The organism is Streptomyces sp. F001 (assembly GCF_004187715.1).
Lineage (GTDB): Bacteria > Actinomycetota > Actinomycetes > Streptomycetales > Streptomycetaceae > Streptomyces > Streptomyces flavusporus.
The window spans coordinates 277,525-303,459 of the sequence record NZ_QZWF01000008.1; the positions used below are offsets into that span (position 1 = coordinate 277,525).

Genomic DNA, 25,935 nt, shown 5'->3' on the forward strand with positions numbered 1-25,935 from the left:
TATGGCGGGGCACATTGTCCGTCATGTGCCCGAGCATGGTGCGCCCGGTGCCGCTGTGCCCTTTCAGCGTGCTGTGGAGGCCACCGTCCTGACCGCGCTGACCGGCCTGCTCACCGAGCCGGAGCCGACCGCCGCCCTGGTTCCGCCGGAGGCCGTTGCGAGCAACGCCGAACTGGCCCGCCGTAATGTGCCGTTGGACCGGGTGCTGCGTGGTGTCCGGCTCGGGCACGCGTATCTGCACGGGCGTCTGATGGAGGCGCTGGGCAAGGAGCCGGAGGAGATCCGGGTCCAGGAGACGCATCGGGTCAGCGAGCTGCTTTTTGTGTACGCCGACGTCCAGGCCAGCCGTCTTGCCGAGGAGTACGTCGCCGAGCGGGACCGCTGGCGGCGGGGGCGGGATGCGGCCCGTCGCCGGATCGTGGACGAGTTGCTCGCCGGTCGTCTGGTCGGTGGCGCGGTCGCGGCCCGTACGCTCGGCTACGAACTGGCCCGGCATCATGTGGCGTTGATCGTCACGTCCGGCTCCCCGGACACGGCGAGTGAGGAGCTGCGGTTGCTGGCCGCCGAGCTGTGCCGGGCGGCAGGCGCCGAGCAGCTGCTGACCGTGGCGGCGGGCAGCACCGAGCTGTGGGGGTGGATGTGCTGGCCGGCCGACCCGCCGCGTGACGCGTTCGCCCAGCTGCCACGGCTGGTCCCCGAGCGCCGGCCCCTGCGGGCCGCGCTCGGCCCGGTGGGGTACGGCACCGAGGGCTTCCGGCGCAGCCACCGCGGCGCCCGGGAGGCGGAACGGATGGCCCGGCTGGGCCGTACGGGCTGGCTGTGCGACTACGCCGACGTGAGTACGGCGGCACTGCTCACCGTCGACGTGGAGCATGCGCGGTGGTTTGCGGCGCGGGTTCTCGGGGCGTTGGGGGGTGATGATCCGCGGGTGCGGGAGCTGCGGGAGACGCTGCGGGTGTATCTCGCGGAGGGGCGGAGTCCGCAGGGGGCGGCGGAGCGGTTGTTCGTTGCGCGCAACACGGTGACGTACCGGGTGCGGCGGGCGGTGGAGCTGCTGGGCCGTCCGCTGGACGCCGACGCCCTGGAGCTGCGGCTGGCGCTGGAGATCGCCCGGCTGCTCGGGCCCTTCTAACACATCCGGGTAGGGATGGGACGCGGGTCACAAAGACCGGTCGGATTTTGGGCCGTCGGCCCAAAGCCCTGGCCGTCCGGCCGCCGTTGACTGCTGAAGAGAACGCCCCATCGTCACGCGCCCCACCGCGTACCGCCGCCCGTACACCTCTTCACCCCTTGGGATCCGCCATGCCCTCATCTCCGGACGCCCCCACCCGCCGGACGGTCCTGCGCACCGCCGCTGCCGCCTCCACGCTCACCGCCGCTGCCGCCGTCCCCCTGCGGCCCGCCCCCGCGGACGCCGCTCCCCAGCCGAGCCGGGGCACCGAGCTGATCCTGCTCGGTACCAGCGGCGGTCCCGTCCCCATGCACGGTCGCGCCGGTATCGGGTCCGCGCTGGTCGTCGACGGCCGGGCCTACCTCGTGGACTGCGGCCCCGGCATCTTCGGCCGGTACGCGCAGGCCTGGCTGACGGCCGAGCAGCTCACGGCGATCTTCGTCACCCATCTGCACTCCGACCATCTGTCGGACCTGTACGCCCTGCTGTGGCTGCGGTTCGGCGGGTTCCAGCCGCTGGGCGGCCCGGTGCACGTCTACGGGCCCGGTTCCGCGGGGAACCTCCCGGCCGTCTGGCCGAAGGGCCGCTCGGTGCGGACCGTCTGCCCGTCGGAGCCCGCGCCCGGCACGGAGGACCTGATCGCCGGGCACATCGCCGCCACCGCGTACGACATCAACGTACGGATGCGCAGCGAGGGCTGGCCCGACATCCGCACGCTGATCCGGCCGCACGACGTACGCTTCCCGCTGCCGAAGGGGGCGGGGCCGCGCAAGCTGATGGCGCCGCCGATGGAGCCGTTCGAGGTGATGCGGGACGACCGGGTGCGGGTCACGGCGGTGCTGGTGGAGCATCCGCCGGTCTTCCCGTCGTTCGCCTACCGCTTCGACACCGCGGACGGGGCTGTCGTGTTCAGCGGCGACACCGCGCCGTGCGGAAACGTGGCGCGGCTGGCCCGGGGCGCGGACGTGCTGGTGCACGAGGTGATGGACCTGGAGACGCTGGCCCTGGGCGGGCTGAAGCCGGCGCAGCTGCGGCACATGGAGATCAGCCACACGGACGCGACCCGGGTGGGCCCGCTCGCCGAACGCGCGGGCGTGGGCACGCTGGTGCTGAGCCATCTGGTCCCGGGTGCCACGAACATCGTCGACGACTCGACCTGGCACACCAAGGCGAGCAAGGGTTACTCCGGCCGTGTGGTGGTGGGCCGCGACCTGGCCCGCCTTCCGGTGGGCGCCCGGCGGGGCTGAGTGCGGCCCCGGCCGACCTCACCCCGCAGGCGCTGGGCCCGCAGGACCAGTTCCAGTTCGAAGCGCCGGTCGGGGTCGTCGATCTCGTCGCCCCAGAGTTCGCGTATCTGCCGCAGCCGGTAGCGGACGGTCTGGGGATGGACGCCGAGCCGTGCCGCCACCTCCGGCGCGCCGCCCCTCGTCTCCAGCCACGCCAGCAACGTCTCCGCAAGTCTCCGCCCATGAGTGGGACCGCAATGAGCCAACGGCGCCAGACAGCGCAGCGCCAGGTCGTCGATCAGCTCCTCCGGCTGGAGCAGGACGAGGGCCTCGGTGTGCTCGGTGCAGAACAGCACCTCACCGGCGGGCAGCAGCCGCCGTTCCATCAGGTGTACGGCGGCCTCGGCCCAGCGCAGCGACTTGGCGGCGTCGGCGAGCGGCACGGGCGGTCCGATCGCGCCCGCCCAGCCGCCGAGCGCCCGGTGCAGCAGTTCGCCCCGGCCGGCGGCGTCCGGTTCGGGCACGACCATGCGGGGCTGCTCGTACTCCAGGTCGAGCAGCACGCCCTGCCCGACCGCCGGTGCCACCGCCTCGCGGGCCGGGCGCAGCAGCACCCCGACGGCGACCTTCTCGGGCAGCGTCCAGCCGATCCGGGCGGCGCGTTCGGCGAGGGCGTCGGCGGGGTCGCCGCGGTGGCGTTCGGCGAGCAGCAGTTCCATGAGGCGGCGTTGCAGGCGCAGGCGTTCCCCGGCCTGGCGGGCGGCGGCCTCGGCGTAGCCGCGCACGGACTGGTCGACGAGGCCGTCGAGGTACTCGTAGCCGGCGTCGACGAGTTCGTACATCGCGGGCGGCGGGATCTCCACGCGCTGCCCGATGTCGGCGAAACGGCGCCAGGCCAGGCGTACGCCCATCCGGTAGATCGCCTGGAGGGAGTCCAGGGTGCGGCCGTTGTAGCCCTCGCCGCGGCCGAAGTCCTGGAAGACGCCGGGTGGGACGGTGGGGCGGCCCGTCGAGTAGTCGGCGTGCTCCAGCTGCTGCACGAACACCTCGATGGCGCGGCGGATGCCGACCAGGGCCATCGGCTCGCCGTTCTCGTCCAGGACGACGGGCAGGTGCGGGTACTCGCGGCGGATCTCGCCGAGGATCTCCTCGGCGAGTGCGGGCGCCTCGGCCATGGCGATCGCCGCGAACCGGCGCACCTGGAGCCGGGGCACGTCGTGCCAGGCGGAACGGGCGGTGACCGCTGCCGGACGGGCCGCCACGGTCAGCTCCCCTGGCCCGCTTGTTCGTATGTGATCAAGGGCGTGTTGGGCTGCTCGGGTGTGGACTCGAGCAGCGCGACGATACCGAGTGCGGCGCCCACCGCGAGGGCGGCGGCGATCACTACGGTCACGGTGGCGGCGAGCAGTCTGGGCATGCGGGGTCAGCCTCTCTCGTCCAGAGTCCGGAGGTGTCCCACCCCGGTGCCCGCCCCTGCCGTTCGGAGCCCAGTGTCGACAGGGCGCTCACACGGCGTCAAGGGTGGGTATCGGCCGAGGCTCACTTTGTGACGTGACGTCAGCTACAACAAGCGCCGAAATTGTCATGCCGGTGAGTAGCCGTGGCGAACGCCTGGGCGAAAACTGTCCACCCACCCGAGCACAACCCGTCCACAGCCCGCACGCAGGAACAGCACAGAGACTATTTCTTCCCCGCTTCTTCCCCGCCTTCTTCCCGCCCCCACGCTGAGTTCCGCACCCTGAGACGAGTTGGAGCACCCATGCCCCAGCACGTACCGCCGCCGCTGCGCACCGAGCTCCCCGGCCGCAGCAGCACCCTTCGGCGCTCCCCCCACCCCCGCGCCGAATCGTTTTCCTCGCCCATCGGGACCTCGGCAATCCGGCGGCCGGCGGCTCCGAGCTGCTCGTCGACCGGCTGGCCGAGGGCCTGACCCGGCTGGGCCACCAGGTCACGCTGCTGTGCGGCGGCCCCGCGGCCTATCGGGACTACCGAGTCGTCTCGGCGGGCGGCGCCTACGGCCACTATCTGCGCGCCCGCTCCGCCTTCGCCCGTCAGGTCGGTGACTGCGACCTGCTGGTCGAGGTGTGCAACGGCATGCCCTACCTCGCGCCCATGTGGCATCGCGGCCCGACGCTGTGCCTGGTCAACCACGTACACACCGATCTGTGGCAGATGCGCTTCGGCGGTCCGCTCGCCCCCGCCGCCCGCATCGGCCGAAGACTCGAGCACTGGGCGCTGACCGGGGCACAGGCCCGCAGCCTGATGGTGGCCGTCTCTGCGTCCACGGCCCACGCGCTGCGCGCGATCGGCGTGGAACGCGAACGCATCCGGGTCGTGCACAACGGCGTGGAGGAACCGGGTCCGCGGGCGGACCGCTCGCCCGAGCCGCTGTTCCTGGCGGTGGGCCGGCTCGTCGAGTACAAGCGCATCGACCTGCTGCTGCGGCTGTGGGAGCGGGTCCGGCCGGTCACCGGCGGCCGGCTGCTGATCGTCGGGGACGGCCCGGAACGCGAGCGGCTGGAGCGGCTCGCGGGCCCGGACGTGGAGTTCACCGGCCATGTCTCCGACGCCGAGAAGCACCGACTGCTGTGCGCGGCCTGGCTGCTGGTCCATCCCTCGGCGGTGGAGGGCTGGGGCCTGGTCGTGACCGAGGCGGCCACCCGTGAGACGCCGACGATCGCCTTCGACGTGCCCGGCCTCAGGGACTCGGTGATCGACGGCGAGACCGGCGTCCTCGCACACGGCGAGTCGTCCTTCGCCGCCGCCTGGTGCACGCTTGCGCTGTCCGCCCATCGCCGGGAGCTGATGGGCAAGGCGGCCCGTGAACACGCGGCGCGGTACCGATGGCATCGGACGGTCCGGCAGTTCCGCGCCGTTGCGGCGGAGGCGGTGAGGGGCTGGGAGCCGTGACCGGCACCGGCCTCAAGGACCCGTCGATACGCCGGTCCCTCGCCCTCTTCCGCGCCTTCCTCCGCGAGCAGGACGACCCGGAGGCCTGTTACGCGCTGCTCGCCCGGGACGCCGCCGACCAGGTCGAGGCCTACGACGGTCCCCTCGCCGGCCGCACCGTCGTGGACGTCGGCGGCGGCAGCGGCCACTTCACGGAGGAGTTCCGGCGCCGCGGTGCCGAGGCCTACCTGTTCGAGCCGGACGTACGCGAGCTGGGCGAGAAGCCGCCCGACGGGACGGTCATCGCGGACGGCTATCTGCTGCCGCTGTACGACGGGGTCGCCGACGTCACGTTCTCCTCCAACGTCCTGGAGCACGTGGCCGATCCGCAGACGTTCCTCAGCGAGCTGGCGCGGGTCACCCGGCCCGGCGGGCTGATCTACGTGTCGTTCACCAACTGGCTGTCCCCGTGGGGCGGACACGAGTGGGCGCCCTGGCACTACCTCGGCGCCGAACGGGCCCGCGCCCGCTACCGCCGCCGTACCGGCAAGGACGCCAAGCACACCCTCGGCGAGAACCTGTTCGCCGTGCACATCGGCCCCACCCTGCGGCAGGTGCGCGCCCGCGACGACGTCACGGTCGTCACGGCGCGCTCCCGCTACTGGCCGTTCCTCACGGAGGCCGTCGTCAAGGTCCCCGGCCTCCGTGAGCTGGCCACCTGGAACCTCCTCCTCATCCTCCGGCGGTGTCCCCCATGACGACCACGGTCCAGGCCCCTCCTCCGGCAGCCGTCCCCACCACCGCGACCACCGCGGGTCCCCCGGAGGGCCCGCGGTCGCGGCGCTGGCTGCTGGGGTTCTGGGCCGTGGTCCTCGTGCTGTTCCTGGCCGTGCAGCCGGGCCGGCAGACCTTCGACACCAAGCTCGGGGTGACCGTCGACCCCGGGCAGTTCCTCGCCGATCTCGGCCAGCTGTGGCACGACCGGGGCGGCTTCGGCGGCATCCAGGACCAGTACGTCGGCTACCTGTGGCCGATGCTGCCGTTCCACTGGCTGTGCCGCACGGCCGGTCTGCCGGTGTGGCTGGCGGAACGCCTGTGGATGTCGATCATCGTCGCCGTCGCCTTCTGGGGCGCCCTGCGGCTGGCGGAGCGGCTGCGGATCGGAGGCGGCACGTCCCGGCTGCTCGCGGCAGCGGCGTACGCGCTGTGGCCGGTGTTCACCACCGTCGTCGGCTCGACGTCGGCGGCGGCGCTGCCCGGCGCGTTCCTGCCGTGGGTGCTGCTGCCGCTGACGAACGAGCGGTACAGCGCACGGGTCGCGGCGATCCGCTCGGCGCTGATCGTCCCGTTCATGGGGGGTGTGAACGCGGCCTCGACGCTGGCGTCCCTGCTCCCGGTGGGCCTGTACCTGCTGTCCCGCCCGCCCGGCCCACGGCAGCGCAAGCTGATCGCCTGGTGGGTGCCGGGCGTACTGGTGGCGACCGCCTGGTGGTGGATCCCGCTGCTGCTGCTCGGCGTGTACGGCGAGAACTTCCTTCCCTACGTGGAGAGTTCGCAGACCACCACGGCCACCATGTCGGCGACGGAGGCGCTGCGCGGCGCGGGCAACTGGGTGGCTTATCTGCACTTCGGTGAGGCGTGGCTGCCGGCCGGGTGGGCGGTGGCGTCCTCGGTGGTCGTGATCCTCTGCTCGGCGTGTGCGGCCGGACTGGGCCTGGCCGGGCTGGCGCGCCGGGATCTGCCGGAGCGGCGGTGGCTGGTGCTGACCGTGCTGACGGCGGCGCTGATCCTGCTCGCCGGCTACGGCGGGGCGTTCGGCGCGCCCTTCCACGACACCGTGCAGGACGGGCTGAACGGCTGGCTGGCACCCTTCCGGAACATCTACAAGTTCCAGACGGGTCTGGCCCTGGCGCTGGCGCTGGGCCTGGCCCACCTGGTCGCCGTCGCGGCCGAACCGCGGGGCGCCCGCCCCGTGCCCGGCCGCCGCTTCGCACCGCTGGTCGCGGCGGTGCTGATCCTGCCGGGCCTGCTGTGGCCGTACCTCAACGGATCGATCCTCAACCCGGGCTCCTTCCAGGAGCTCCCCAAGTACTGGCAGGCCACGGCCGACTGGCTTCAGAAGTACTCCCCCGACTCGCGCGCCCTGGTCGTCCCGGCCACCGCGCACGGCATCCACACCTGGGGCTCGACCATCGACCAGCCTCTGGACGTCCTCGCCGACTCCCGCTGGGCCCAGCGCGACTACGTCCCCTTCGGCACCCCCGGCAACCGGCGCGCGATGGACGCGGTCGAGCAGGCGCTGCTGACCGGCGGCGAAGTGCCGGGCCTGGCGGACTATCTGAGCCGCGCCGGGATCCACTACGTCGTCGTACGCAACGACCTCGACCCCGACCAGATCGGCGCCGTCCCCACCACGACCGTCAAACGCACCCTGGAGCAGTCCGGCTACCAGCGGGTGACCGGCCTCGGCCCGGTCATGACCGGCGGGCGCATCGCCGACGACACCCCACTCCAGGTCGAGGGCCTCTACCCCCGGCAGCGCGCGGTGGAGATCTACCAGCCGCGCGGTGAGGACGTCCCTGGGCCCGGCCAGGCCACGCTGTACCCGGTCGCCGACACGGCCGTCGTCTCCGGCGGCCCCGAGTCCCTGCTGCCGCTCGCCGCCGAACTGCGCGGCCGGGCCTCCGTCCTGACCGGCGACAACCACCCCGGGCTCGGCTCCCCGCAGCTCCAGGTCGTCGGCGACGGGCTGCGCCGCGCGGACACCCGGTTCGGGCTGGTCAACGCCAACACCTCGTACACGTACACCCGGGACGAGCGCAACGCCCCGGACGCCTACCAGGACGCGGACGACCCCCCGCACCAGATCCTGCCGGTGACCGGCACCGGCCACCAGACGGTGGCCGAGCTGCGCGGCGCCCGCTCGGTGACGGCGTCCTCGTACGGCAGCTGGTTCTTCCATCTCTCGCAGTTCGACCCGGTGAACGCCTTCGACGGCAACCCGGACACCGCCTGGACGGAGGGCTCGGACGACACACCGAACGGGCAGTGGCTGCGCATCGGCTTCACCGAGGACTACGACATGCCGTCGTCGTTCCGGGTCACGCCGCTGCCGCAGGACAGCGTACGGGCGGCGCCGACCCGGGTGCGGGTGGAGACCGAGCGGGGCTCCGTCACCAGCTTCCTCCAGCCGAACGGCATGGCCCAGCGCATCAAGGCACCGGCGGGCGTGACGAGTTGGATGAAGCTGACGATCGTCGACTCGGTGGAGCGCCGGGCCGGTCTGCTGGGCGCGGGCTTCGCCGAGATCACCCTGCCGGACGTACAGGTGACCCGGATGCTGCGGCTCCCGACGGACGCGTCGGAAGCGGCGCCAGGTGAGCTCATCTCCCTGCACCGCACCGCCGACCCCACCGGCACGTCCCCGACCGGCACCGAGGCGGGCCTGCACCGCCGCTTCTCGACGACCGCGGCGGGAACGTACGAGGTGAAGGCGAGCGCGCTGCCGATCCCCGGCGAGGAACTCGACCGGCTGCTCTACGAGATCGCGCCCGACCAGCAGAACCGCATCACCGCAACCGCCGACTCCACAGCACGGCTCGGCACGGGCCTGGCCGCGCGCAACCTCACCGACGGCGACCTGACGACGGCATGGATCGCGGGCGACCGCCCGACGATCCACCTGCGCTGGCCGGCCAAGCAGCCGGTGAGCGAACTGGTGCTGGCCCCGGCGGGCGGCCTGTCCACCCGCCCCACAGAGGTGCACATCAGCTCCCCCGACGGCGCGGCCACCGCCGGCGTCGACGAGAACGGCTGGGTCCGCTTCCCGCCGATCACGACGGACCGCCTCGACATCACCATCACCGAAACCGCGCCCCTGACCCTCCACAACCCGGTCGTCGACGAGGACCTGCAACTCCCGGTGGGTTTGACGGAGGCGTACCTCCCGGCCCTCGACCGCTACCGCACCCCGCAGCCGAAGCCCGAACGGACCTTCTCGCTGCCGTGCGGAGAAGGGCCGGTGCTGGCCGTGGACGGGAAGCTGTACCGGACGAGCGTGCAGGGGACCGTACGGGACCTGACAGAACACCGGCCGGTCGAGGTGTCGGTGTGCCCGTCGGACGGACTGGAACTGTCCCGGGGCACGCACCGCGTCGAGGCGGGCGACGCCGGCCCGCTGGTCCTCACCGACGTCACCCTCACCCGCGGCACGGTGACCGAGCCCGTGACCTCCGGCCGTGACCTGGAGATACGGGACTGGCTGGGCGACCTGCGCGAGGTGAGCGTCGGCTCGGGCGCGGCCTCGTACCTGACGACGTACGAGAACTTCAACGACGGCTGGCGGGCCACGCTGAACGGCGACGAACTCACCCCGGTCCGGCTGGACGGCTGGCAGCAGGGCTGGCGGATCCCGGCCGGGGCGAGCGGCACGGTCAAGCTGACGTACGAGCCGTCGACGACCTACGAGGCCGGGCTGATCGGCAGCGGGGTGGGCCTCGCCGGACTGCTGGCCCTGGTCCTGTGGCGCCGGCGCGCCCCCAACCCCGACCCGCCGCAGCCGGTGCCCGGGGCGCCGGGCCTGTGGCTGGGCACGGCGGCGCTGACGGTGGTCGGCATCGTGATCGCCGGGTGGTTCGCGCTCCTGGTACCCGCCCTGGCGGTGCTGGCGTACCGGCGGCACGCCCTGCTCGTCCCGATCGCCTTCGTGGCAATCGCCGGGGCCGGCATCGCGGCGGCGACGGGCGCCGGGCAGCCGGTGGGGGACGGCACGGGAGCGTTCGGCCCGGCGGCCCAACTGCTCGCCCTGATCGGCCTGTTCGCGGCCCTGGTGAGCGTACGGGAGCGGGGGGCGCCGGGGACGACGGCGGTGCTGACACCGGCGCCGGGGGCCTCCGAGCCACCGACGCAACCGCTGCCACACCGTCGACGGGGCGAGCACGGGCCGCTCCCCCAGGGCGGGCCGGTCCCTCAGCCCGACGCCGGGCCGACGGTCTCCGCGCGCGGTCCGGGGAACCCTCAGTCCGGCCAGGGGGGAGAGGAACGCCCATGACGGCAGTCGAACACCCGGCACGCATCCCGTTCCCGGTCGTGGACGAGGTGGCCCGGCACTGCCTCCAGGACGAGGAACCGGAAACCGTCCACATCGAGGTCCACCTCCCCGGCCCCCTCGACCCACCCCGCCTGTGCAAGGCGTTCATGGAGGCTCTGCACCGCCATCCCCGCATCCTGATGCGGGAGGCGCCGGGGCGGTGGTACCGACGGCGCTACGAGTGGGAGCTGACCGGGGAGCCGGACGTGGAGGTGGTGAGCTTTCCGCCACCGACCCGGGATGCGCTACGGGACGCCCGGACCCGCGCACTGACGGAGGCACCACCACTGTCCCTGTCGCCACCGATACGCCTTGAAGTGGTCGCGAACGTAGCTGCGGGCAGTCATGCCGACTCAGCTGCGGGCAGTCGTGCCGCGGGGGCGGCACGGGTGGGCGATGGGGGTCCCCCGCTCGAGCGAAGCCGAGAGTGGGGAGGCACCCCGACGCCGGGCAGCGCACCCCACCAGGACCCCACCGGCACAGTCCTCTTCCTCACCATCAACCACACCGCCCTGGACGGCCCAGCCTGCCTCCGCGTCCTGGCCACCGCAGCGGAGCTGTACAGCGGCGTGGACAACTCCCCCCACCGCACCCCCGCTCGCACACCCGAAACCCCCCAGGTCCCCCCGGACACCCCCTCCAACTGGACCCCACCCGCAAGAGTCGCCCCCGGCACCCCGGACCCCTCCCCCGGCAACGGCATGCTCGTCACGGACCTCCCCCTCCCTCACCGCCCCAAGGACCCCCTACACGGTGAACGACCAGCTCATGGTCACCACCGCCCTGACCATCGCCCACTGGAAACCGCGAACACGGCGCCCTCCCCCGCCCCCTGCGCATCACCATGCCGGTGGACGACCGCCCCCGCGACACGACGATGCCCATCGGCAACGGCACCCGCCTGGTCGAAGTCCCCTTCTCCCCAGACGAGTTGACCCCGGACGACATGGACACCCTGCTCCGCCGGACGGCAACCCGCACCCGCGCCCTCAAGTCCCTCTCCCGCCCCCAACTCGGCACGGAGCCACCCTGTTGACCGCCCCCTCCTCCCGGTCCCGTGGCGCGCCGCCCTCACCCGCGGCCTCCGCCGCGCCGCAGCACCCTGGACGTCCACGACACTGCTCAGCAACATCGGCCGCGTCCCGTACCCCCTGGACTTCGGCGAGGAGGCCGGCCGCGCCCACGCGGTCTGGTTCTCGGCCCCCGCCCGCATGCCCCGCGGCCTCACGGTCACCACCGCATCGACGGCCGGCCGCCTCCACCTGGCCCTGCGCTGGTCCCGCACCCTGCTCAGCCACGGTGACGGCGCCCATCTGCGGGACCTGTTCGAGCACTACCTGCACACCACGGAGGTCACCCGATGACCACCACCGCACCCCCGGCAGCCTGCGGGACTTCTACGAGAACCCCGCCGTCCCCGTCGCCTCCGGCACCCCCCGCAGCCTCCGCCAGGCCCGCATGCTGGCCGCCGCCCTCGGCACGGACACGGCACAGACCGTCCTCGACATCGGCTGCGGCGACGGCACAGCGGCCGCCACCGCCGCCCCCCTCCTCCCCGGCCACCGCATCGTCGGCGTCGACTGGTCCCACGACGCCCTGACCCGCGCCCGTACCCGGCTGCCGTACGCGGTGCGCGGCGAACTGACCGCACTGCCCTTCGGAACGGGCTCCGCCGACGCCGTCCTCTTCAGCGAGGTGATCGAACACCTCGTGGACCCGGACACCGCCCTGGAGGAGATCCGACGCGTCCTGCGCCCGGGCGGCCATCTGATGCTGTCCACCCCGAACCTGGCCGCCTGGTACAACCGCGCCCTGCTGCTCGCCGGCGTCCAGCCGGTCTTCTCCGAGGTGAGCCTGCGCGCGGTCCACGGCCGCCCGGGCCGGGAGGTCGTCGGACACCTGCGGCTGTACACCGCCCGCGCGCTACGGGAGTTCGTCGCGGCGGCGGGCTTCGAGGTCGTACGACTTACCGGAGCGCCCTTCCACGGCGTACCGCGCCCGCTACGACCGCTGGACCGCCTGGCCTGCGCCAGACCACCCCTCGCCTCGATCCTCCTCCTGCACGCGCGAAGGACATAGGCCGTGTGGTGGGGAGTGGCCGCGGCCCTGATGGCGAACGTTCTGTACAGCAGCGGGTTCGTACTGGAGAAGCGGGCGCTGGCCGCCCTGCCCGAGGTCACGGTCCGCCGCCCCGGCCGCCTGCTGCGCCTGGTACTCGGCAGCCCCCTGTGGATCGGCGGCTCGCTCGCCCTCGCGGCCGGATTCGCCGCCCAGCTCATCGTCTACCGCACCCTGCCGATCGCCGCCGCCCAGGGCATCTTCGTCTCCGGCCTGGTCCTGCTCGTCCTGCTCTCCGCCCGGCTGCTGGGCGAGGAGACCAGCGGACGTGAACGGTACGCACTGGCCGCGATCCTCGCCGCGCTCCTGATGGTCGTACTGTCGCTGGACGAGGCCACGGACACGGTCAGCCGGCAAGCCCCCTACGCCCTGGTCCTGCTGCTGTGCGTGCCGTCGCTGGCGTCCGGCGTGTGGCTGTACCGCGCGGCCGAACGCCGGGCCCTGCGCCGCCACCGGCTGCCGACGACCGGCGTCGAGTACGGGGTGGCGGTGGGCCTGCTCTACGGGGTCAGCTCCCTCGCGATCAAGGGGGTCTCCGGCTACTGGACAACGAGTGACCCGGCCGGTGCACTCCTGTCCGTACTGCGCTCCCCGTACCCGTACCTCCTGCTCTTCACCGGTGCGTTCGGCCTGGTCATGTCGCAGGCCGCGCTGCAACGCTGCCGGGCCTCGCTGATCGTGCCGGTGTGCACGACGGTGACCTGCCTGTACACGGCGGTGCTCGGCACGCTGTCGTTCGGCGAGGCACTGCCGGACGACCCACTGCGGCTGGCACTGCGGCTGGCGGGCACGGCACTGGCGGTCACGGTGCTGCTGAGCATGCCGAAACACGACACCCGGCCACCCCAGCCCTCCATGGTCACCAAGGAGTTGACGCCGCCATGAACCCCGACGACCCGCTGCTGAAGATCCTCGCGTGCCCGCTCGACAAGGGTCCGCTGCATCTGCTGCTGCCGGACGAGTCGGTCGCGTCCGCGCAGGCGTTGTACAACCCACGCCTGCACCGCCGTTACCCGATCGTCGACGGCATTCCGCAGCTGCTGCCGTCCTCCGGGGAGCAGGTCACGGAGGACGAACACGAGGAACTCCTCAAACGGATGGCCCCATGACCACCCTCGCGGCTCGCCTCGCCCCCTTCCTCCCGGCCCGCCTGGTCGCCGCGACCGCCCGCGCGGTGTACCCCCGCTTTGAACCGGAGCTGGCCAGGATCGCCGACTTCTGCCCGCCCGGCTGCGGCACCGCGGTCGACGTCGGCGGCTGGTACGGCCCGTGGACCCGCCGGCTGAGCGCCCGCTCCCGCCGGGTGGTGACCGTCGAACCGGTCCCGCACCTGGCACGCCTCCTCTCCTCGACGACCCCGGCGAACGTCCACGTGATCCAGGCGGCCGCCACGGACCGCCCCGGCACGGCCCGCCTCTGGCTCCCCCCGGACGACACCGGCGACCGAGGCGTCTCATCCCTCGTCCGCCGGGACATCCACGCCCACGCCGTGGACGTCCGCTGCGTCGCCCTCGACGACCTGGGCCTGAGGGACGTCGATTTCATCAAGGTCGACGTGGACGGCAGCGAACTGTCGGTCCTGCGCGGCGCGACGGCCCTGCTGGCCCGCGACCGCCCGACCCTGCTGGTGGAACTGGAGACCCGCATCCAGCCCATCACCCCGGTCCTGACGTACATGTCGCTCCTCGACTACAACGGCTGGGTACTCCCCGGCAGAAACTGGATCCCCCTCTCCGACTTCCCCCTGGAGTCCCACCAGGCGAGCACCTCCCACGTCGCCTCCCACGGCCTGCTCCGCCGAGTCCTCCCCTGCGCACCCGCCCCGCTACGTCAACTCCGTCCTCTTCCTCCCGGACGGCCGGCGCCCTGCCGGGCCCCACGTGGGCGACGATGGCTCCCATGCCGCCACGCTCAGAAAAGCCCCCCGCTAGCGGAAACCCCGCCGCCGGCCCCTTCACGCCCCTCGACTTCCAGCTCGTCCTGCTGCGCCGCATGGCCGACCACAACCCCGGCCTGGTGGAGGACGCCCGCCGCGAACTCGGCGCCTCGCTCACACAGATGCGGGAGGCGAACAAACGCTGGCAGGCCATGCTCCGCTCGCCCCGGTCCCGCAGCGCGGCATCCCGCTACCGCTCGGTCCTCGGCCCACCCGAGTCGACAACCCTCCGCCGCATCGGCGACCTCGACTGCGAGGCCTGGCAATGGCCGGTTCCCCTCTGGCCGGACCTGCGCTTCGAGGTCCTCGTGGCGCCGAACGGGGTGGTGTGGAACGAGTGGCTGGTCCGCGCACCGGACGCGGAAGCCCCCGCCCTGCACACGATCGACGACCTCACCCCCTGGTCCTGCACGGTCGACGAAGCAGCCCGCGCCTTCGCGCCCGCCCGGCCTCTGGAGGGGACGGCACCGACGCGGTGGGGGCTGGCTTTTGTGGCGCCGGACGCGCGGGGCGTACGACGGCAGGTGGTCGCCGAGTTCACGTGGGGGCTGTTGCAGCGGACGGCCGTCGGCGACTAGCTCCCCACAAAGAAACCGTTGCAAAGAAACTGTTGCAACATATCCTTTGCAAGGCTATCTTTGTACCCATGAACGAGCAGCCACAGGACCCGCAGGTCCACAGCCTCGACGCCCGCTCGCTGCGCGGAATCGCGCATCCGCTGCGGATGCAGCTGCTGAACGCGCTGCGGCACGGCGGACCGGCCACCGCGTCACAACTGGCCGCGAAACTGGGCGAGTCCAGCGGTGCCACCAGCTACCACCTGCGTCAGCTCGCCGCACACGGCTTCGTCGAGGACGCGCCGGAGCTCGGCAAAGGGCGGGAGCGGTGGTGGCAGACAGTGCACATGGGCCTGCGCTTCGACGACACGTTGCTCAACGACCGCGACCCAGAAGTGCGCGGGGCCGCCGACCTGTTCATGCACGAGGTCGCGAACCATCACACCCGGGAGCTGGCGACGTGGCTCGGCACCCGCGGCGACTGGTCCGAGGCGTGGAACCGCTCCTCGGACATGAGTGACTGGACGCTGAACCTCACGCCCGAGCTCGCCCTCGAACTCATCCACAAGATGCACGACCTCCTGGAGAGCTACCGCGCACTGGCCCCTGCCGACGGGACCCCGGACACCGAGCGGGTGCGCATCCACACGCACGTCCTCCCTGCTCGCACGGACTGAGAGGCCGCCCGATGCACCCCGAGACCCACCTCGCTCTGCACCACACCCGCGCCGCCGAACTCCGTGCCGAAGCCGACGCCTACCGCCTCGCCACCATGGCCCGGCGTCCCCGGGGCCTGCGTACCCGTCTCGGCTGGACCCTCGTGGAGGTCGGCCTGCGGCTGGCTTCCGCCCCCAAGACGGCGGCCGCTGTTCCCTAGCCCCAACCGCCACGCCACCAGCCGGCGAACCATTCTTCCTTAGAGCCTTCGTAGGGCTTGGTCAGGCTGCGGCTGCGAGGGGGCGTCCGCCCCAGCGGATGTCCCTCGCCAACGGCGTAATTCCTTCGGCTCGTTTCCGCCAAGAGCATCGCAAGCGGCCCGGCCGGGAGAAGGAATCGGCCCTGCGACACGGCGTCGAGCGCATCCGCCGCTGACATCCACATCAGCTTGAAGCCCTCCTCGCTCGGCGTGAGTTCCTGCGGCCCGCAGGTCAGCGAGGTCGCCTCGAAGAGGTGGATGCGGGCCGCCGAGTCGAGCCCGTTCCGTGCGAACTCCGTCAGAGGGTCCGGAGCCAGGGCGGCCAGGGACAGCCGGACCTGCTGCCGGGGCAGTTCGAAGGCGAGGATCTCGGCGGTGACCTCCTGGCCCACGTGGACGACCTCGTCGAGCGAGTCGAACCGGTGCCGGGAAAGTTCGGGGACGGTGACGAAGCCCTCGACGCCGTCGAGGTCCACGAACACGCCGAAGGGCGCGATGCGGGTGACGACTCCCCGTACGATCTGCCCACGCTCCAGCCCTCGCCACGTGGTCTCGGCCCCGGCGAGCCGGCGCCGGGTCCCCACGAGCGTGGCCAGATCCTCGGCGAGCGCGATCTCGACCGTCGTCAGTGCGGGGTGCTCCAGCCAGTACCGGCGGGGCAGGTCCACGGCCCCCTCGTGCAGCGGCGGCCAGTCGGCGGCCGGGGTGAAGTCGTCGATCACGATCGTGCCGCCCGGAGTGAGGAGCCGGGCCGGGGCGGCCGGGGTGTCGTCCGCGGACTTGGCCGTGCCGCCGCCGTCGAGGACCAGCAGGTCGTAGGGCCCGTACTCCTCGATGCGCCGCCAGTCACCCGTGACCACCTCCACCTCGGGCCGGTCCGCGAACACCTCCGCCGCGATCCCGGCCCGCTCCGGATCGCGCTCCACGCTCACCAGCCGTACGCTCTCACCCGCCCCCGAGGCGAGCCAGGCCAGCCCGACGCCGCAGCCCGTGCCCGTCTCGCCGATCAGGTGGCGGGCACCGCCCGCCAACGCGTGCAGCAGGCGGCCCTGTTCGGGGCGGCAGGAGTGGGGGAAGCCGTGGGCGCGGGCGGCGGTGAGGGCGCGCTCGACGAGCGGGGGGAGGAGGTCGGTGGAGTCGTATGCGTCCGTTCCGGAGATCGACATGCCGGCGATCCTGCCGCACCGTCCGTCCACCCGTACGGCTCATCCGCCAAGACGCACCCCGCCGCCCCCACCAGCCTGAGACACCCGTTAAACACCTTCCCGCCAGCACGAAATCCGCCGGCAGGCAGGCCGGCCTCAGCGGTCTCATCCCCTCAAGGCGACCCATCCCATCGCGCCGGCAGCTGACGGGTCTGCCGCCGAGGAGGTGACCAGGCGTCAGATGATCACCTCAAAGGGCTAAGCCATCCGTCAATACAACACTTAATCAGACCGTTTGATGCCTACCCAGCTATCGGGGAAGGCGGCGTGCGGGTGCCCTGGATACCTCGTTCGGCCCTCCGGCAAACGGCCTTCGATATGACCCGATATGACAGTCAAAGGGATGGTTAGTACGTTCAATCACGCACCGGCTGCCGCCGGCCCTCTGCGAAACAGGAGAGTTGCATGTTGTTCACCCGCTCCACCGCCGTCACCGCAGCCGTCGCGGCCGCCGTAGGCCTGGCCACGACGGGCATCACCTACGCCTCGGCCGCCTCCGAGTCAATCCAGCCGGACCCGGCCACCTACCAGCAGGTGCCGGCCACCTACCAGTCCGACCCGGCCACCTACCAGCAGGTGCCGGCGTCCTCTCCCGTCCAGGCCCCCTTCGGCGGCGACAGCGGCAGGGGCGGCGAGGGCAGAGAGTTCCATGAGGGGGGCCGGATCCAGATCAACGAGCGGACCTACTCGGCCTACCCGGGTGGCTGCATCACCGTGATCAGCGGCCTGGGCGCCACGACGTTCAACATCCGCAACGACACCAGAAAGACCGTCGAGTTCTTCAGCGGCGCGGTATGCGACAACGGCGCTCCCGTCGCCCTCGTTGGCCCCCACAGCCAAAGTAGCGGCATCAACGTGCCGCCCACCGAGGGCATCTACATCGAGGACGGAGTCGTGGGCAGCTTCCGGGTCATCGAGCAGCACCACGGGGACTGGTTCTGAATCGGCTGCACCATGGGGAGCCCCGGCCCGCCGGAATCGGGCCGGGCCTCCATCGTCCGACAGCCCACACCCCGCGCACGCCCGCCCAAGCCGGCCCCGAACACCGCCTGCCCGCGGCCACCCTCCTCCCTCACCCACCGGCCCGACCGGTGACTCCCCCCCACACAACACCCCCTTGGCGCCCCCTGGCGCACCATCACCTCCGGCCCCAGCCTGAGGCTGCTGGAGTTCATCCTGGCTGGGGAACGCGCCTCCGCCGAGTGCGTGACGCACGCTGGAATCTCCCAGCCACGCGTGTCGTACACCTTCCTGTCTTGTCGACTGCGGCTACGTCACCGCCCGCCGCGACGGCCGCAGACTGCGCTACTCCGCCGGCGACCCGCGCGTGACCGAACTGGCCGGGATCGGCGCCGTCCTGCGGGTGGTCGTCTGCTGCGCCTGACCCGCTCTGCTCGCCACGGACGCCCTCGCCGGAATCGGCGCTTGACTGTCCAGCCCGTGGGCGTTCACCGCCGGGTCCTCCGGCCGGCCGCCGTGTCGGCCGCGCCGCCTGCTGTCGGCACTCCCGTCGTCGACCGACGTGCGGCGCGACTCCTTGCGCGTGTCCTCGCCCTACCGGCGATGCTCCGCAGAGCCCGCTCAGCAGTCCGGAGCAAGTGGGGCGGGCAGGGGGATCAGTCTCCAGAGCCCTCGAGAGCAGCCGGTATGACACCCATTCCTGCCCCGCTCACGCGACGCCGTCGTGGCGACCGATCGCCATGCGAAAGAAGGTGGGGCGGTGTGAGCACTGCAAGCGGTACAACGGCTCCCGGCGACCGAAGTCGTACGACGCGCCTGCGCACGGGTCAGCGCGCCACCGCGAACACACTCGCCGCCACGGTGCCGGCGACCAGTGAGGTCAGCGCCCAGGCGAGCAGGAAGTCCCACAGCCTGCTGCCGTTTCAGACGGCGCAGCTGGGTGCCCGAGACCCCGGCGATGGCGCCGGTGGACACCCCTCCCCAGACCATCCCGGTGCGGTAGCCGGTCGCGCGGAACTCGCCTGAGTGGCCCGGCCTTTGACACGTCGTTGGCGTCTGTACCGCCCCCGAGGAAGACGAGCCGGAGCCGGAGCCGGACTGGTCGGCGGCGTCGGTCGGGATCGCCGACGTGTCGAGCCAGCGTTGTTGGAGGAGTTGAGGGAGCCGCCACAGGCGGTGGCTGTCAGCGCAATCACCACCGCGCCCGCCGTCAAGCCCAGCGGGTGCGTCGGGGGCGCTCCGTCGGTCTGTCTCCTGGGGAACGTACGGCTTTTGGATGTTTTGGCGGGTTGGGCGGCGTGGCGCCGTGACCAAGGGGTCTGGATGGTGTAGGGCGCGTGTACGGAAGGGTGTAGCCGCCAGGGGCGCGGGCGGCGCACCGTCCGGCGCCGTGCGGGCGTCTTCGTCAATTCCGCGTCCGCTGCGGGCGCTTGCGCCGACCCCCTCAGACAGCTCGGCTCCTCGCTGCGGCGGTTGCAGGCACCTTGCGGCCGAAGAGGTGAACGGGCGTCAGGTGTCACCTTAAAGGACTATCCGCCCGTCAACGCACCATCTTATATGACTATTTGACGCCCTCTCTGGCTGCCACAAAAGGCGATGTGCGGCGCTCCGCTACCTCGTTCGGCCCTGCGTCACAGCCCTGGGGATGTGCCCGATATGACAGATATATGGGTGGTTAGTAGGTTCATCCACGTGCCGGTTGTCGAGCCGGCCTCTGTCAGACAGGAGAACGTTGCATGAAGATCACCCGCTCCACCGCTGTCACCGCGGCCGCCGTGGCCGCCGCGGCCCTGGCCGCGACTGGTATCACCTATGCGTCGGCCTCCGAGCCGGCCCTGCAGCAGGTGGCTCCCGTCCAGGCGCCCCTCGGTGGTGACTCCGGTAAGGACGACAAGGACGACAAGGACGACGACAAGGACGACAAGGATCACGGCAGGGGCGACAAGAACTACGACAAGGGCGAGATCCAGATCAACGAGCGGTCGTACAACGCGCACGAGGGTGACTGCATCACCGTGGTCAGCGGCCTGGGTGCCAAGACCCTGAACATCCGCAACGACACCCGCAAGAGGATCGAGGTCTTCAGCGGGGCGGTGTGCGACAACGGCGCTCCCGTCGCCGTGGTCGGCCCCCACAGCCAGAGCGACGGCGTCGACCCCCGCCGCACCGAGGGCATCCACGTCAAGGACGGAGTCGTGGGCAGCTTCCGGGTGATCGACGACCACCACGACAGGTACTGATCCTGAGCCAGCCACATGATATGGAGCCCCGGCCCGCCGGAATCGGGCCGGGGCTCCAGTCCAGGCCCAATCATTGTCCAACAGCCCGCACCCCCGTGCACGCCCCCCGCGCCGCAGGGCCGCCACAGCACGACTGCCGGGGCGGCCGCCGTTCCGATTCACCCGCCGGACCACCAGCTGATTCCCGCCACAGCGCTTCCCGTTGGCGTCCGTCCCGGTGCCCACGGCCGCCGACCCCAGCCCGGAGTCCAGAGACCCCCGGACGGGTGACGACGACACAAGCCACACACCGAGCGCCACCGCCTTTCCCCAGGCTGGCGGCAAAAGACACCGGCCCGGAGCAATAAACCACCCGGGAAGACAACCGAGGTCCGCAAGCGAGGGCTGGGGAGTGGGAGGGCCGGGAGGCGTTCGCGGGCACAGTCGTCGGGGCCGTTCTCGCCTGCTGATCGGCAGCGGTGACAGCGACGCACGGGCGCGCTGCCCCGACGCCCGCGGCTTTGGGGCCGTCGGCGATCGCTCCGGCGGACCTGGACGTCACCGGCCCCGCGTATCGGGCGGCCACGCCAGCTGGGGCCTTGCGCGACGCGCCCGGCCGCCGGGCAAGACGCGCGACGGCGTAGATACCTTCCCTACCCATCACACTGGGGTGAGCGCTATGAGTATTCGCTGGGTGGAGGACGCGAGCGATGACACCTACGTCCTGGACATCTTCGACATCACATTGATTCCCACACTGCCGCGGCTTGGCCACAAGGTCTGCTGCGAGATGGACAGCCACCTCAAGGAGACGGTCGACCTGACCCGCGTCACCTGCAATGTGATCATGAAGTTCGGTCTGGTGAAGATGCTGGACCGGACCTACCAGCTGCCCGATCTGCTGGCAGGCATGGGCGCGAGACTGTCGGGCAACCCCACGCCGCCCGCCGGGCCGTGGAAGCAGACGTGGAACTTTCAGATCCCCGAAACCGTGCCGGTGGCGGAGCACCGCATCCGTCTGCGCGCCCGCACGGGGGAAGGGAAGAACTTCTTCGCCCTGGACTTTCCCGTCGACTTCAGCCACAGACTTCATCCGGCCACCACAAGCGACGACGTCGGCTCACGCGTGCTTGTCCGACCACGCTGCCACCGGCTGCGAGCAGGTGTGTGACCACGGCGGTCACCTTCCAGGGCGTGGCCGGCCGGGCCGATGCTCCCGGCCAGCGGTCTGCGACGGCACCGCCGCAACGGCCACACAGCCGAGCCGCACCGTGATCACCACACCCAGGCCCACCCACACGAGCGGCCACGGCTCCCCTTGGCCGCCCACCAACTCCGTCGGCACGGCGCCGATCCGCCCCCGAGGGTCGTAGGTGACGTCCACACGGCTTCCCGGGCTTGCCCACCGAACTCCCATGATGAACTTGTCCGGTCGTCCGGCCGCGCAGTTCAGACGGTGCACGTAGTCGGTCCGGGTGCTGGTGTGCGTCACGTTTCCCACGCTGTCGTAGTGAGTGGTGGTGTGCCGCTGCTCGTCGACCTCGACGACCGTGCACATGGTGTGCCTGCCGCGGGTCTGCAGCACCTCGTCCTCCACGGAGCCGCTCACCGCTCCGGCCACCCCGCACAGCAGCAGGCTGCTCAGTCCCATCACGAGGAACTGGGCGATGAACCACCTCTCACTGCGCACATAGAGCAGGAAGGAAAAGAACCCGCCGAAGAAGCCGGCCAGGAGCAACGCCCAGCCCAACGCGACGCTCGGCCAGCCGGGACCGCCACGGCGACGAACGCGTCAACGGCCCACCACACCCAGCGGCGTTCGTGGTTCGTGAGACGGTCGAGCAAGGCCGAACCCGTCTCGACGACCGCGTCGACAACGCGGTCCAGGAGCCCCTGCCCCGGCTTGCGCATAGCCCTCTCCCCGCCCCCCGCACTCGCACTCGCACTCCACAGGGGACATGCCCCCCCCGTGGAGGCGCGTGCGAACGGCTTGTCCGTTCAGGCCGCCTTCGCCACCACGTCCGCCACCACACAGCTGACGTTGTCCGGGCCGCCGACGGCGTTCGCTGCGTCGACCAGGGCGCGGACCGCCTCGTCGGGGAGGACGGGGTGGTGAGCACCTGGCGTATGCGGGCGTCGGGGACGACTGCGGACAGACCGTCGGAGCACAGGAGGAAGCGGTCGCCGGGATGGGCGTCGTGGAGGTGGAGGTCGGGGCTCGCGGGGGCCGTGCCCGAGAGGGACTTGAGGAGCAGGGCACGATCGGGGTGGGACGCGGCCTCCTCCGGCGTCAGCCGGCCCTCGTCGATCATCGACTGGACCACGGTGTGGTCGTGCGTGATGCGGAACAGGCCGCCGTCGCGCAGGAGGTAGGCCCGGGAATCGCCGATGTGTACGAGGGCGAGCTGGGAGCCGGTCCAGAGCATCGCTGTGAGGGTCGTGCCCGCCTCGTCCGTCGCGGAGGCGTCGTGCACCGCCAGGGTTGCGTCGCGCACCGCGTCCTCCAGGAGGTTCAGGACGTCCGCGGCCGGCACCTCCTCCGTCTCCTCCAGCACCTTCAGCGCCTCCACGACCGCGGTGCTCGCCGACCCGCCCCGCGGCCCGTAGCCGTCGGCCACGGCGAGCAGGCGGGTGCCCGCGTAGGCGGTGTCCTGGTTGGCGGGCCGGACCAGCCCCTGATCGGAGTGGGCGAAGTAGTGCAGTTCCAGCATGGTGGTGTCCTTCCTCGGTACGGCGGTCAGCTGGTCGACGAGGAACGCGGCGAGGTCCCGCCGTACCGCCGTCTCCGCCTCCACCCGCGCCCAGTAGGCACGGATCTCGCGGGCGGCGGCGGACGGTTCGAGGGCGCACAGCTCACGGATCTCCGCCAGCGGCATCCCCAGCCGCCGCAGCCACGCCACCAGCCGCGCCTGCGGGAGCTGCGCGCGGGCGTAGTAGCGGTACCCGGTGTCCGGGTCGACCCGCGCAGGTCGCAGCAACTCCAGCTCGTCGTACAGGCGCAGGGCCTTCGGCGACAGCCGGGACGCCTTCGCGAACGCCCCGATCGTCAGCATGGGTTCCGGCCGGTTCATGTGCTCCTCTCGCTCGTCCGTTCCGCCACCGATGCTGTGGCTTCACCGAAGGTGAAGGTCAAGCGGGCTGTCGCGGTTGCGGGGGGTTGTTAGCCTGCGGGGCGATCAGCCGTTCGTACGAGGATGGAGTCCGCCGTGCCCCGCATAGCTCTCGTCACCTGCCGCCCCGGCCCCGAGGTCAGCATCGATCGGGATCTGCCGGTGCTGGTGGCGGCGTTGACGGACGCCGGGGCCGAGGCGGTCGCCGTCGAGTGGGACGCCCCGGACGTCGACTGGGCGGGCTTCGACCTCGCAGTGATCCGGTCGACCTGGGACTACAGCTGGCGGGCGGCCGAGTTCGTGGCGTGGGCGGAGGCGTGCGGCAAGGCCACGCGGCTCGCCAATCCGGCGGACGTGGTGCGGTGGAACACCGACAAGCGGTACCTCGGGGAGCTGGCGGCGGCCGGAGTGCCGACCGTCCCGACCCGCTACATCGCCCCCGGCGCGCCGGCCGACCTCCCCGACGACCACGAGTACGTCGTCAAGCCCACCTCCGGCGCGGGCGCCCGCTTCGCCGCCCGCTACACGCCCGATCAGCGGGAGACCGCCGTACGACAGCTCGCGCGCATGCACGCCGAAGGCTTCACCGCGATGGTGCAGCCGTACGTGAAGAGCATCGACGCCACCGGCGAACGGGCGCTGCAGTTCTTCGGCGGGCAGCTACTGCACGCCAGCCGCAAGGGAGCCGTGCTCGCGCCGGGAACGCCGTACGACGAGCGCAAGGTCGCCCACCCCGGCCTCGAGTTCTGGGAGCCGACCGCCGCCGAACTCGCCGTCGCCGAGCGAGCCCTGGCGGCCGCACCGAAGCCGACCGAGCTGCTGTATGCGCGCGTCGATCTCGTGGACGGGGAGGACGGGGAACCGCGGGTGATGGAACTGGAGCTGGTCGAGCCGAACCTCTTCCTGTCGCTGCACACGGGGTCGGTGGCACGGGTGGCCGAGGCGATGGTGGCGGCGGGGAACGCGGACAAGGCTCCGGCTCAGTCCTGAAGACTTCACCTCGCCGTCCGCTACGAAGGGACGGTGCCGGCCGCGGTCATCAACGACTGGCTGTGATCAGCGCCTTCTAGGCACCGGCAGGGCGGCGCGGTTCGCGCCACATCGCCCACAGCACCGGCCCGTTCTCCGGCAGCCGCAGCTCCTCGCGCACGGTGAAGCCGAAGTGCTCGTAGAAGGGCAGGTTGGACGGCTTGGAGGACTCCAGATAAGCGGGCAGACCCGCCGCGTCGGCCTTGGCCAGCCCCGAGCGCAGCAGAGCGGCCCCGTGTCCCTGGCCCTGGGCGGCCGGGTCGGCGCCGATCACCGCCAGGTACCAGTGCGGTTCCTGGGGTGTGTGCTTGGCGGCCGTCTCGACAGTGTCCCTGAACAGGGGAGCTCGGTCACCGAGGATGTTCTGGAGCTCCTGGATGGTCTCCGCGTCGGGAACGGCCTTGGCCTGCGCCTCCAGCGGTACCCAGAAGGCGGCCGCCGCCTCGGTGCGCTCGCACACGCTGTGGTGGACGTACTGCCGGGTGAAGATGGTGGTGAAGTAGCGGCCCAGTCCTGCCTCGCGCGAGGCGTCGCCGGGGAAGAACCAGCGCATCATCGGATCGTCGTCGAAGGCGCGGGCCAAGGTGCGACTGATCAGTGGAGCGTCGTCGATCGTTGCCGTCTTCGGGGTGTTCGTCATCGACATACGGGTCATTCTGCACCCCGGTGATCTTCAGCGACGGGGTGGGGTCCGGTCCGCTTGCGGGACCAACCGAGCTGCCTGATGGCGGGAGTTGGGGCATGGAGTGACGAACGGAATCACGGGGCATGTCCCCTGTGAGCGTGAGCGCGACTGCGGGAGGGCTATGCGCAAGCGTTCGTTGCCGTGGCGATCCCGGTGTCCGTGGTGGGAGTCACGTATGCCGGGGCCGTGCTGAACGCTCACGGCCCCGGCTGGCCGAGCGTCGCGTTGGGCTGGGCGTTGCTCCTGGCCGGCTTCTTCGGTGGGTTCTTTTCCTTCCTGCTCTATGTGCGCAGTGAGAGGTGGTTCATCGCCCAGTTCCTCGTGATGGGACTGAGCAGCCTGCTGCTGTGCGGGGTGGCGGCAGCGGTGAGCGGCTCCGTGGAGGACGAGGTGCTGCAGACCCGCGGCAGGCACACCATGTGCACGGTCGTCGAGGTCGACGAGCAGCGGCACACCACCACTCACTACGACAGCGTGGGAAACGTGACGCACACCAGCACCCGGACCGACTACGTGCACCGTCTGAACTGCGCGGCCGGACGACCGGACAAGTTCATCATGGGAGTTCGGTGGGCAAGCCCGGGAAGCCGTGTGGACGTCACCTACGACCCCCGGGGGCGGATCGGCGCCGTACCGACGTCGTTGGTGGGCGGCCAAGGGGAGCCGTGGCCGCTCGTGTGGGCGGGTCTGGGTGTGGTGATCACGGTGCGGCTCGGCTATGTGGCCGTGTTCTTCGTCGCGGAGCGAAGGAGCACCTGAGCCCTACGGGCGGACGGACGGTGCGGCAGGATCGCCGGCATGTCGATCTCCGGAACGGACGCATAC

Annotated in this window: 21 protein-coding genes and 4 pseudogenes; 18 read left to right on the forward strand and 7 right to left on the reverse strand. The window is 71.6% G+C overall.

Going from position 1 to position 25,935, the window contains the following annotated elements; translation table 11 throughout:
- Positions 1-25: 25 nt before the first annotated feature.
- Positions 26-1,132, forward strand: coding sequence for a helix-turn-helix domain-containing protein (locus StrepF001_RS27680; RefSeq protein WP_206306955.1), 1,107 nt, complete (start codon positions 26-28; stop codon positions 1,130-1,132).
- Between the two features lie 170 nt (positions 1,133-1,302).
- Positions 1,303-2,418: an MBL fold metallo-hydrolase gene (locus StrepF001_RS27685; protein WP_129800941.1), complete on the forward strand. Its 1,116-nt coding sequence runs from the start codon at positions 1,303-1,305 to the stop codon at positions 2,416-2,418.
- Here the strand turns inward: StrepF001_RS27685 and StrepF001_RS27690 are convergent.
- Positions 2,352-3,659: a helix-turn-helix domain-containing protein gene (locus StrepF001_RS27690; RefSeq protein ID WP_129800942.1), complete on the reverse strand. Its 1,308-nt coding sequence runs from the start codon at positions 3,657-3,659 to the stop codon at positions 2,352-2,354. The two genes, StrepF001_RS27685 and StrepF001_RS27690, sit on opposite strands and share 67 nt — an antisense overlap.
- Positions 3,660-3,661: 2 nt before the next feature.
- A complete protein-coding gene (locus StrepF001_RS45765; RefSeq protein WP_165396386.1) occupies positions 3,662-3,814 on the reverse strand; it encodes a hypothetical protein in 153 nt (50 codons plus the stop codon).
- Positions 3,815-4,156: 342 nt separating this feature from the next.
- Here StrepF001_RS45765 and StrepF001_RS27695 point away from each other — a divergent pair.
- The 3 genes and pseudogenes from StrepF001_RS27695 to StrepF001_RS27705 all read left to right on the forward strand — a co-directional run bounded on the left by StrepF001_RS27695 (position 4,157) and on the right by StrepF001_RS27705 (position 10,336).
- A pseudogene (locus StrepF001_RS27695) lies at positions 4,157-5,307 on the forward strand (glycosyltransferase family 4 protein).
- Positions 5,304-6,044 carry a class I SAM-dependent methyltransferase gene (locus StrepF001_RS27700; protein ID WP_129800943.1) on the forward strand — a complete coding sequence of 247 codons (741 nt, stop codon included), beginning with the start codon at positions 5,304-5,306 and terminating at the stop codon, positions 6,042-6,044. Before StrepF001_RS27695 ends, StrepF001_RS27700 begins: the two are co-directional and overlap by 4 nt.
- Entirely contained in the window at positions 6,041-10,336 is a 4,296-nt protein-coding gene (locus tag StrepF001_RS27705; RefSeq protein ID WP_129800944.1) for an alpha-(1->3)-arabinofuranosyltransferase, read from the forward strand. The genes StrepF001_RS27700 and StrepF001_RS27705 overlap by 4 nt, the downstream gene beginning before the upstream one ends.
- Here StrepF001_RS27705 and StrepF001_RS48340 read toward each other — a convergent pair.
- Positions 10,303-10,503, reverse strand: a complete 201-nt coding sequence (locus StrepF001_RS48340) for a hypothetical protein (RefSeq protein WP_240797701.1) — start codon at positions 10,501-10,503, stop codon at positions 10,303-10,305. The genes StrepF001_RS27705 and StrepF001_RS48340 overlap by 34 nt on opposite strands.
- A 12-nt stretch (positions 10,504-10,515) precedes the next feature.
- Here StrepF001_RS48340 and StrepF001_RS49615 point away from each other — a divergent pair.
- The 8 genes and pseudogenes from StrepF001_RS49615 to StrepF001_RS27745 all read left to right on the forward strand — a co-directional run bounded on the left by StrepF001_RS49615 (position 10,516) and on the right by StrepF001_RS27745 (position 15,863).
- Positions 10,516-11,739 (forward strand): annotated as a pseudogene (locus StrepF001_RS49615) (condensation protein).
- 94 nt (positions 11,740-11,833) lie between these two features.
- Positions 11,834-12,454 carry a class I SAM-dependent methyltransferase gene (locus StrepF001_RS27715; RefSeq protein ID WP_240797704.1) on the forward strand — a complete coding sequence of 207 codons (621 nt, stop codon included), beginning with the start codon at positions 11,834-11,836 and terminating at the stop codon, positions 12,452-12,454.
- Between the two features lie 15 nt (positions 12,455-12,469).
- Complete coding sequence (locus StrepF001_RS27720; RefSeq protein WP_129800970.1) at positions 12,470-13,378, forward strand: hypothetical protein; 909 nt, start codon at positions 12,470-12,472, stop codon at positions 13,376-13,378.
- A complete protein-coding gene (locus StrepF001_RS27725; protein WP_129800945.1) occupies positions 13,375-13,602 on the forward strand; it encodes a Trm112 family protein in 228 nt (75 codons plus the stop codon). The genes StrepF001_RS27720 and StrepF001_RS27725 overlap by 4 nt, the downstream gene beginning before the upstream one ends.
- Positions 13,599-14,424 (forward strand): annotated as a pseudogene (locus StrepF001_RS27730) (FkbM family methyltransferase). The gene StrepF001_RS27725 and the pseudogene StrepF001_RS27730 overlap by 4 nt, the downstream one beginning before the upstream one ends.
- Positions 14,384-15,007 carry a hypothetical protein gene (locus StrepF001_RS27735; RefSeq protein WP_165396387.1) on the forward strand — a complete coding sequence of 208 codons (624 nt, stop codon included), beginning with the start codon at positions 14,384-14,386 and terminating at the stop codon, positions 15,005-15,007. Before StrepF001_RS27730 ends, StrepF001_RS27735 begins: the two are co-directional and overlap by 41 nt.
- 68 nt (positions 15,008-15,075) lie before the next feature.
- Positions 15,076-15,663 carry a winged helix-turn-helix domain-containing protein gene (locus StrepF001_RS27740; RefSeq protein WP_129800947.1) on the forward strand — a complete coding sequence of 196 codons (588 nt, stop codon included), beginning with the start codon at positions 15,076-15,078 and terminating at the stop codon, positions 15,661-15,663.
- 11 nt (positions 15,664-15,674) lie between these two features.
- Entirely contained in the window at positions 15,675-15,863 is a 189-nt protein-coding gene (locus tag StrepF001_RS27745; protein ID WP_129800948.1) for a hypothetical protein, read from the forward strand.
- Here the strand turns inward: StrepF001_RS27745 and StrepF001_RS50140 are convergent.
- Complete coding sequence (locus tag StrepF001_RS50140) at positions 15,860-17,068, reverse strand: S1 RNA-binding domain-containing protein (RefSeq protein ID WP_129800949.1); 1,209 nt, start codon at positions 17,066-17,068, stop codon at positions 15,860-15,862. The two genes, StrepF001_RS27745 and StrepF001_RS50140, sit on opposite strands and share 4 nt — an antisense overlap.
- 444 nt (positions 17,069-17,512) lie before the next feature.
- Between StrepF001_RS50140 and StrepF001_RS27755 the strand changes: the two genes are divergently transcribed.
- The 3 genes from StrepF001_RS27755 to StrepF001_RS27770 all read left to right on the forward strand — a co-directional run bounded on the left by StrepF001_RS27755 (position 17,513) and on the right by StrepF001_RS27770 (position 21,457).
- A complete protein-coding gene (locus StrepF001_RS27755; protein WP_240797705.1) occupies positions 17,513-18,049 on the forward strand; it encodes a hypothetical protein in 537 nt (178 codons plus the stop codon).
- Positions 18,050-19,803: 1,754 nt separating this feature from the next.
- Entirely contained in the window at positions 19,804-20,307 is a 504-nt protein-coding gene (locus StrepF001_RS27765; RefSeq protein ID WP_129800950.1) for a hypothetical protein, read from the forward strand.
- Positions 20,308-20,965: 658 nt separating this feature from the next.
- A complete protein-coding gene (locus StrepF001_RS27770; protein ID WP_206306956.1) occupies positions 20,966-21,457 on the forward strand; it encodes a hypothetical protein in 492 nt (163 codons plus the stop codon).
- A 9-nt stretch (positions 21,458-21,466) separates the two neighbouring features.
- On the opposite strand, the gene StrepF001_RS27775 is transcribed toward StrepF001_RS27770, so the two are convergent.
- Together StrepF001_RS27775 and StrepF001_RS27780 are read right to left on the reverse strand one after the other, a co-directional pair.
- Positions 21,467-22,036, reverse strand: coding sequence for a hypothetical protein (locus StrepF001_RS27775; protein ID WP_129800951.1), 570 nt, complete (start codon positions 22,034-22,036; stop codon positions 21,467-21,469).
- A gap of 248 nt (positions 22,037-22,284) precedes the next feature.
- Positions 22,285-23,339 (reverse strand): annotated as a pseudogene (locus tag StrepF001_RS27780) (MerR family transcriptional regulator).
- Positions 23,340-23,492: 153 nt separating this feature from the next.
- Between StrepF001_RS27780 and StrepF001_RS27785 the strand changes: the two are divergent.
- Complete coding sequence (locus StrepF001_RS27785; protein WP_129800952.1) at positions 23,493-24,386, forward strand: hypothetical protein; 894 nt, start codon at positions 23,493-23,495, stop codon at positions 24,384-24,386.
- 76 nt (positions 24,387-24,462) lie between these two features.
- Here StrepF001_RS27785 and StrepF001_RS27790 read toward each other — a convergent pair whose 3' ends face one another.
- Positions 24,463-25,080, reverse strand: a complete 618-nt coding sequence (locus tag StrepF001_RS27790; RefSeq protein WP_129800953.1) for a GNAT family N-acetyltransferase — start codon at positions 25,078-25,080, stop codon at positions 24,463-24,465.
- Positions 25,081-25,296: 216 nt separating this feature from the next.
- On the opposite strand from StrepF001_RS27790, the gene StrepF001_RS27795 reads away from it, so the two are divergent.
- Positions 25,297-25,869: a hypothetical protein gene (locus StrepF001_RS27795; RefSeq protein WP_129800954.1), complete on the forward strand. Its 573-nt coding sequence runs from the start codon at positions 25,297-25,299 to the stop codon at positions 25,867-25,869.
- Positions 25,870-25,935 lie beyond the last annotated feature (66 nt).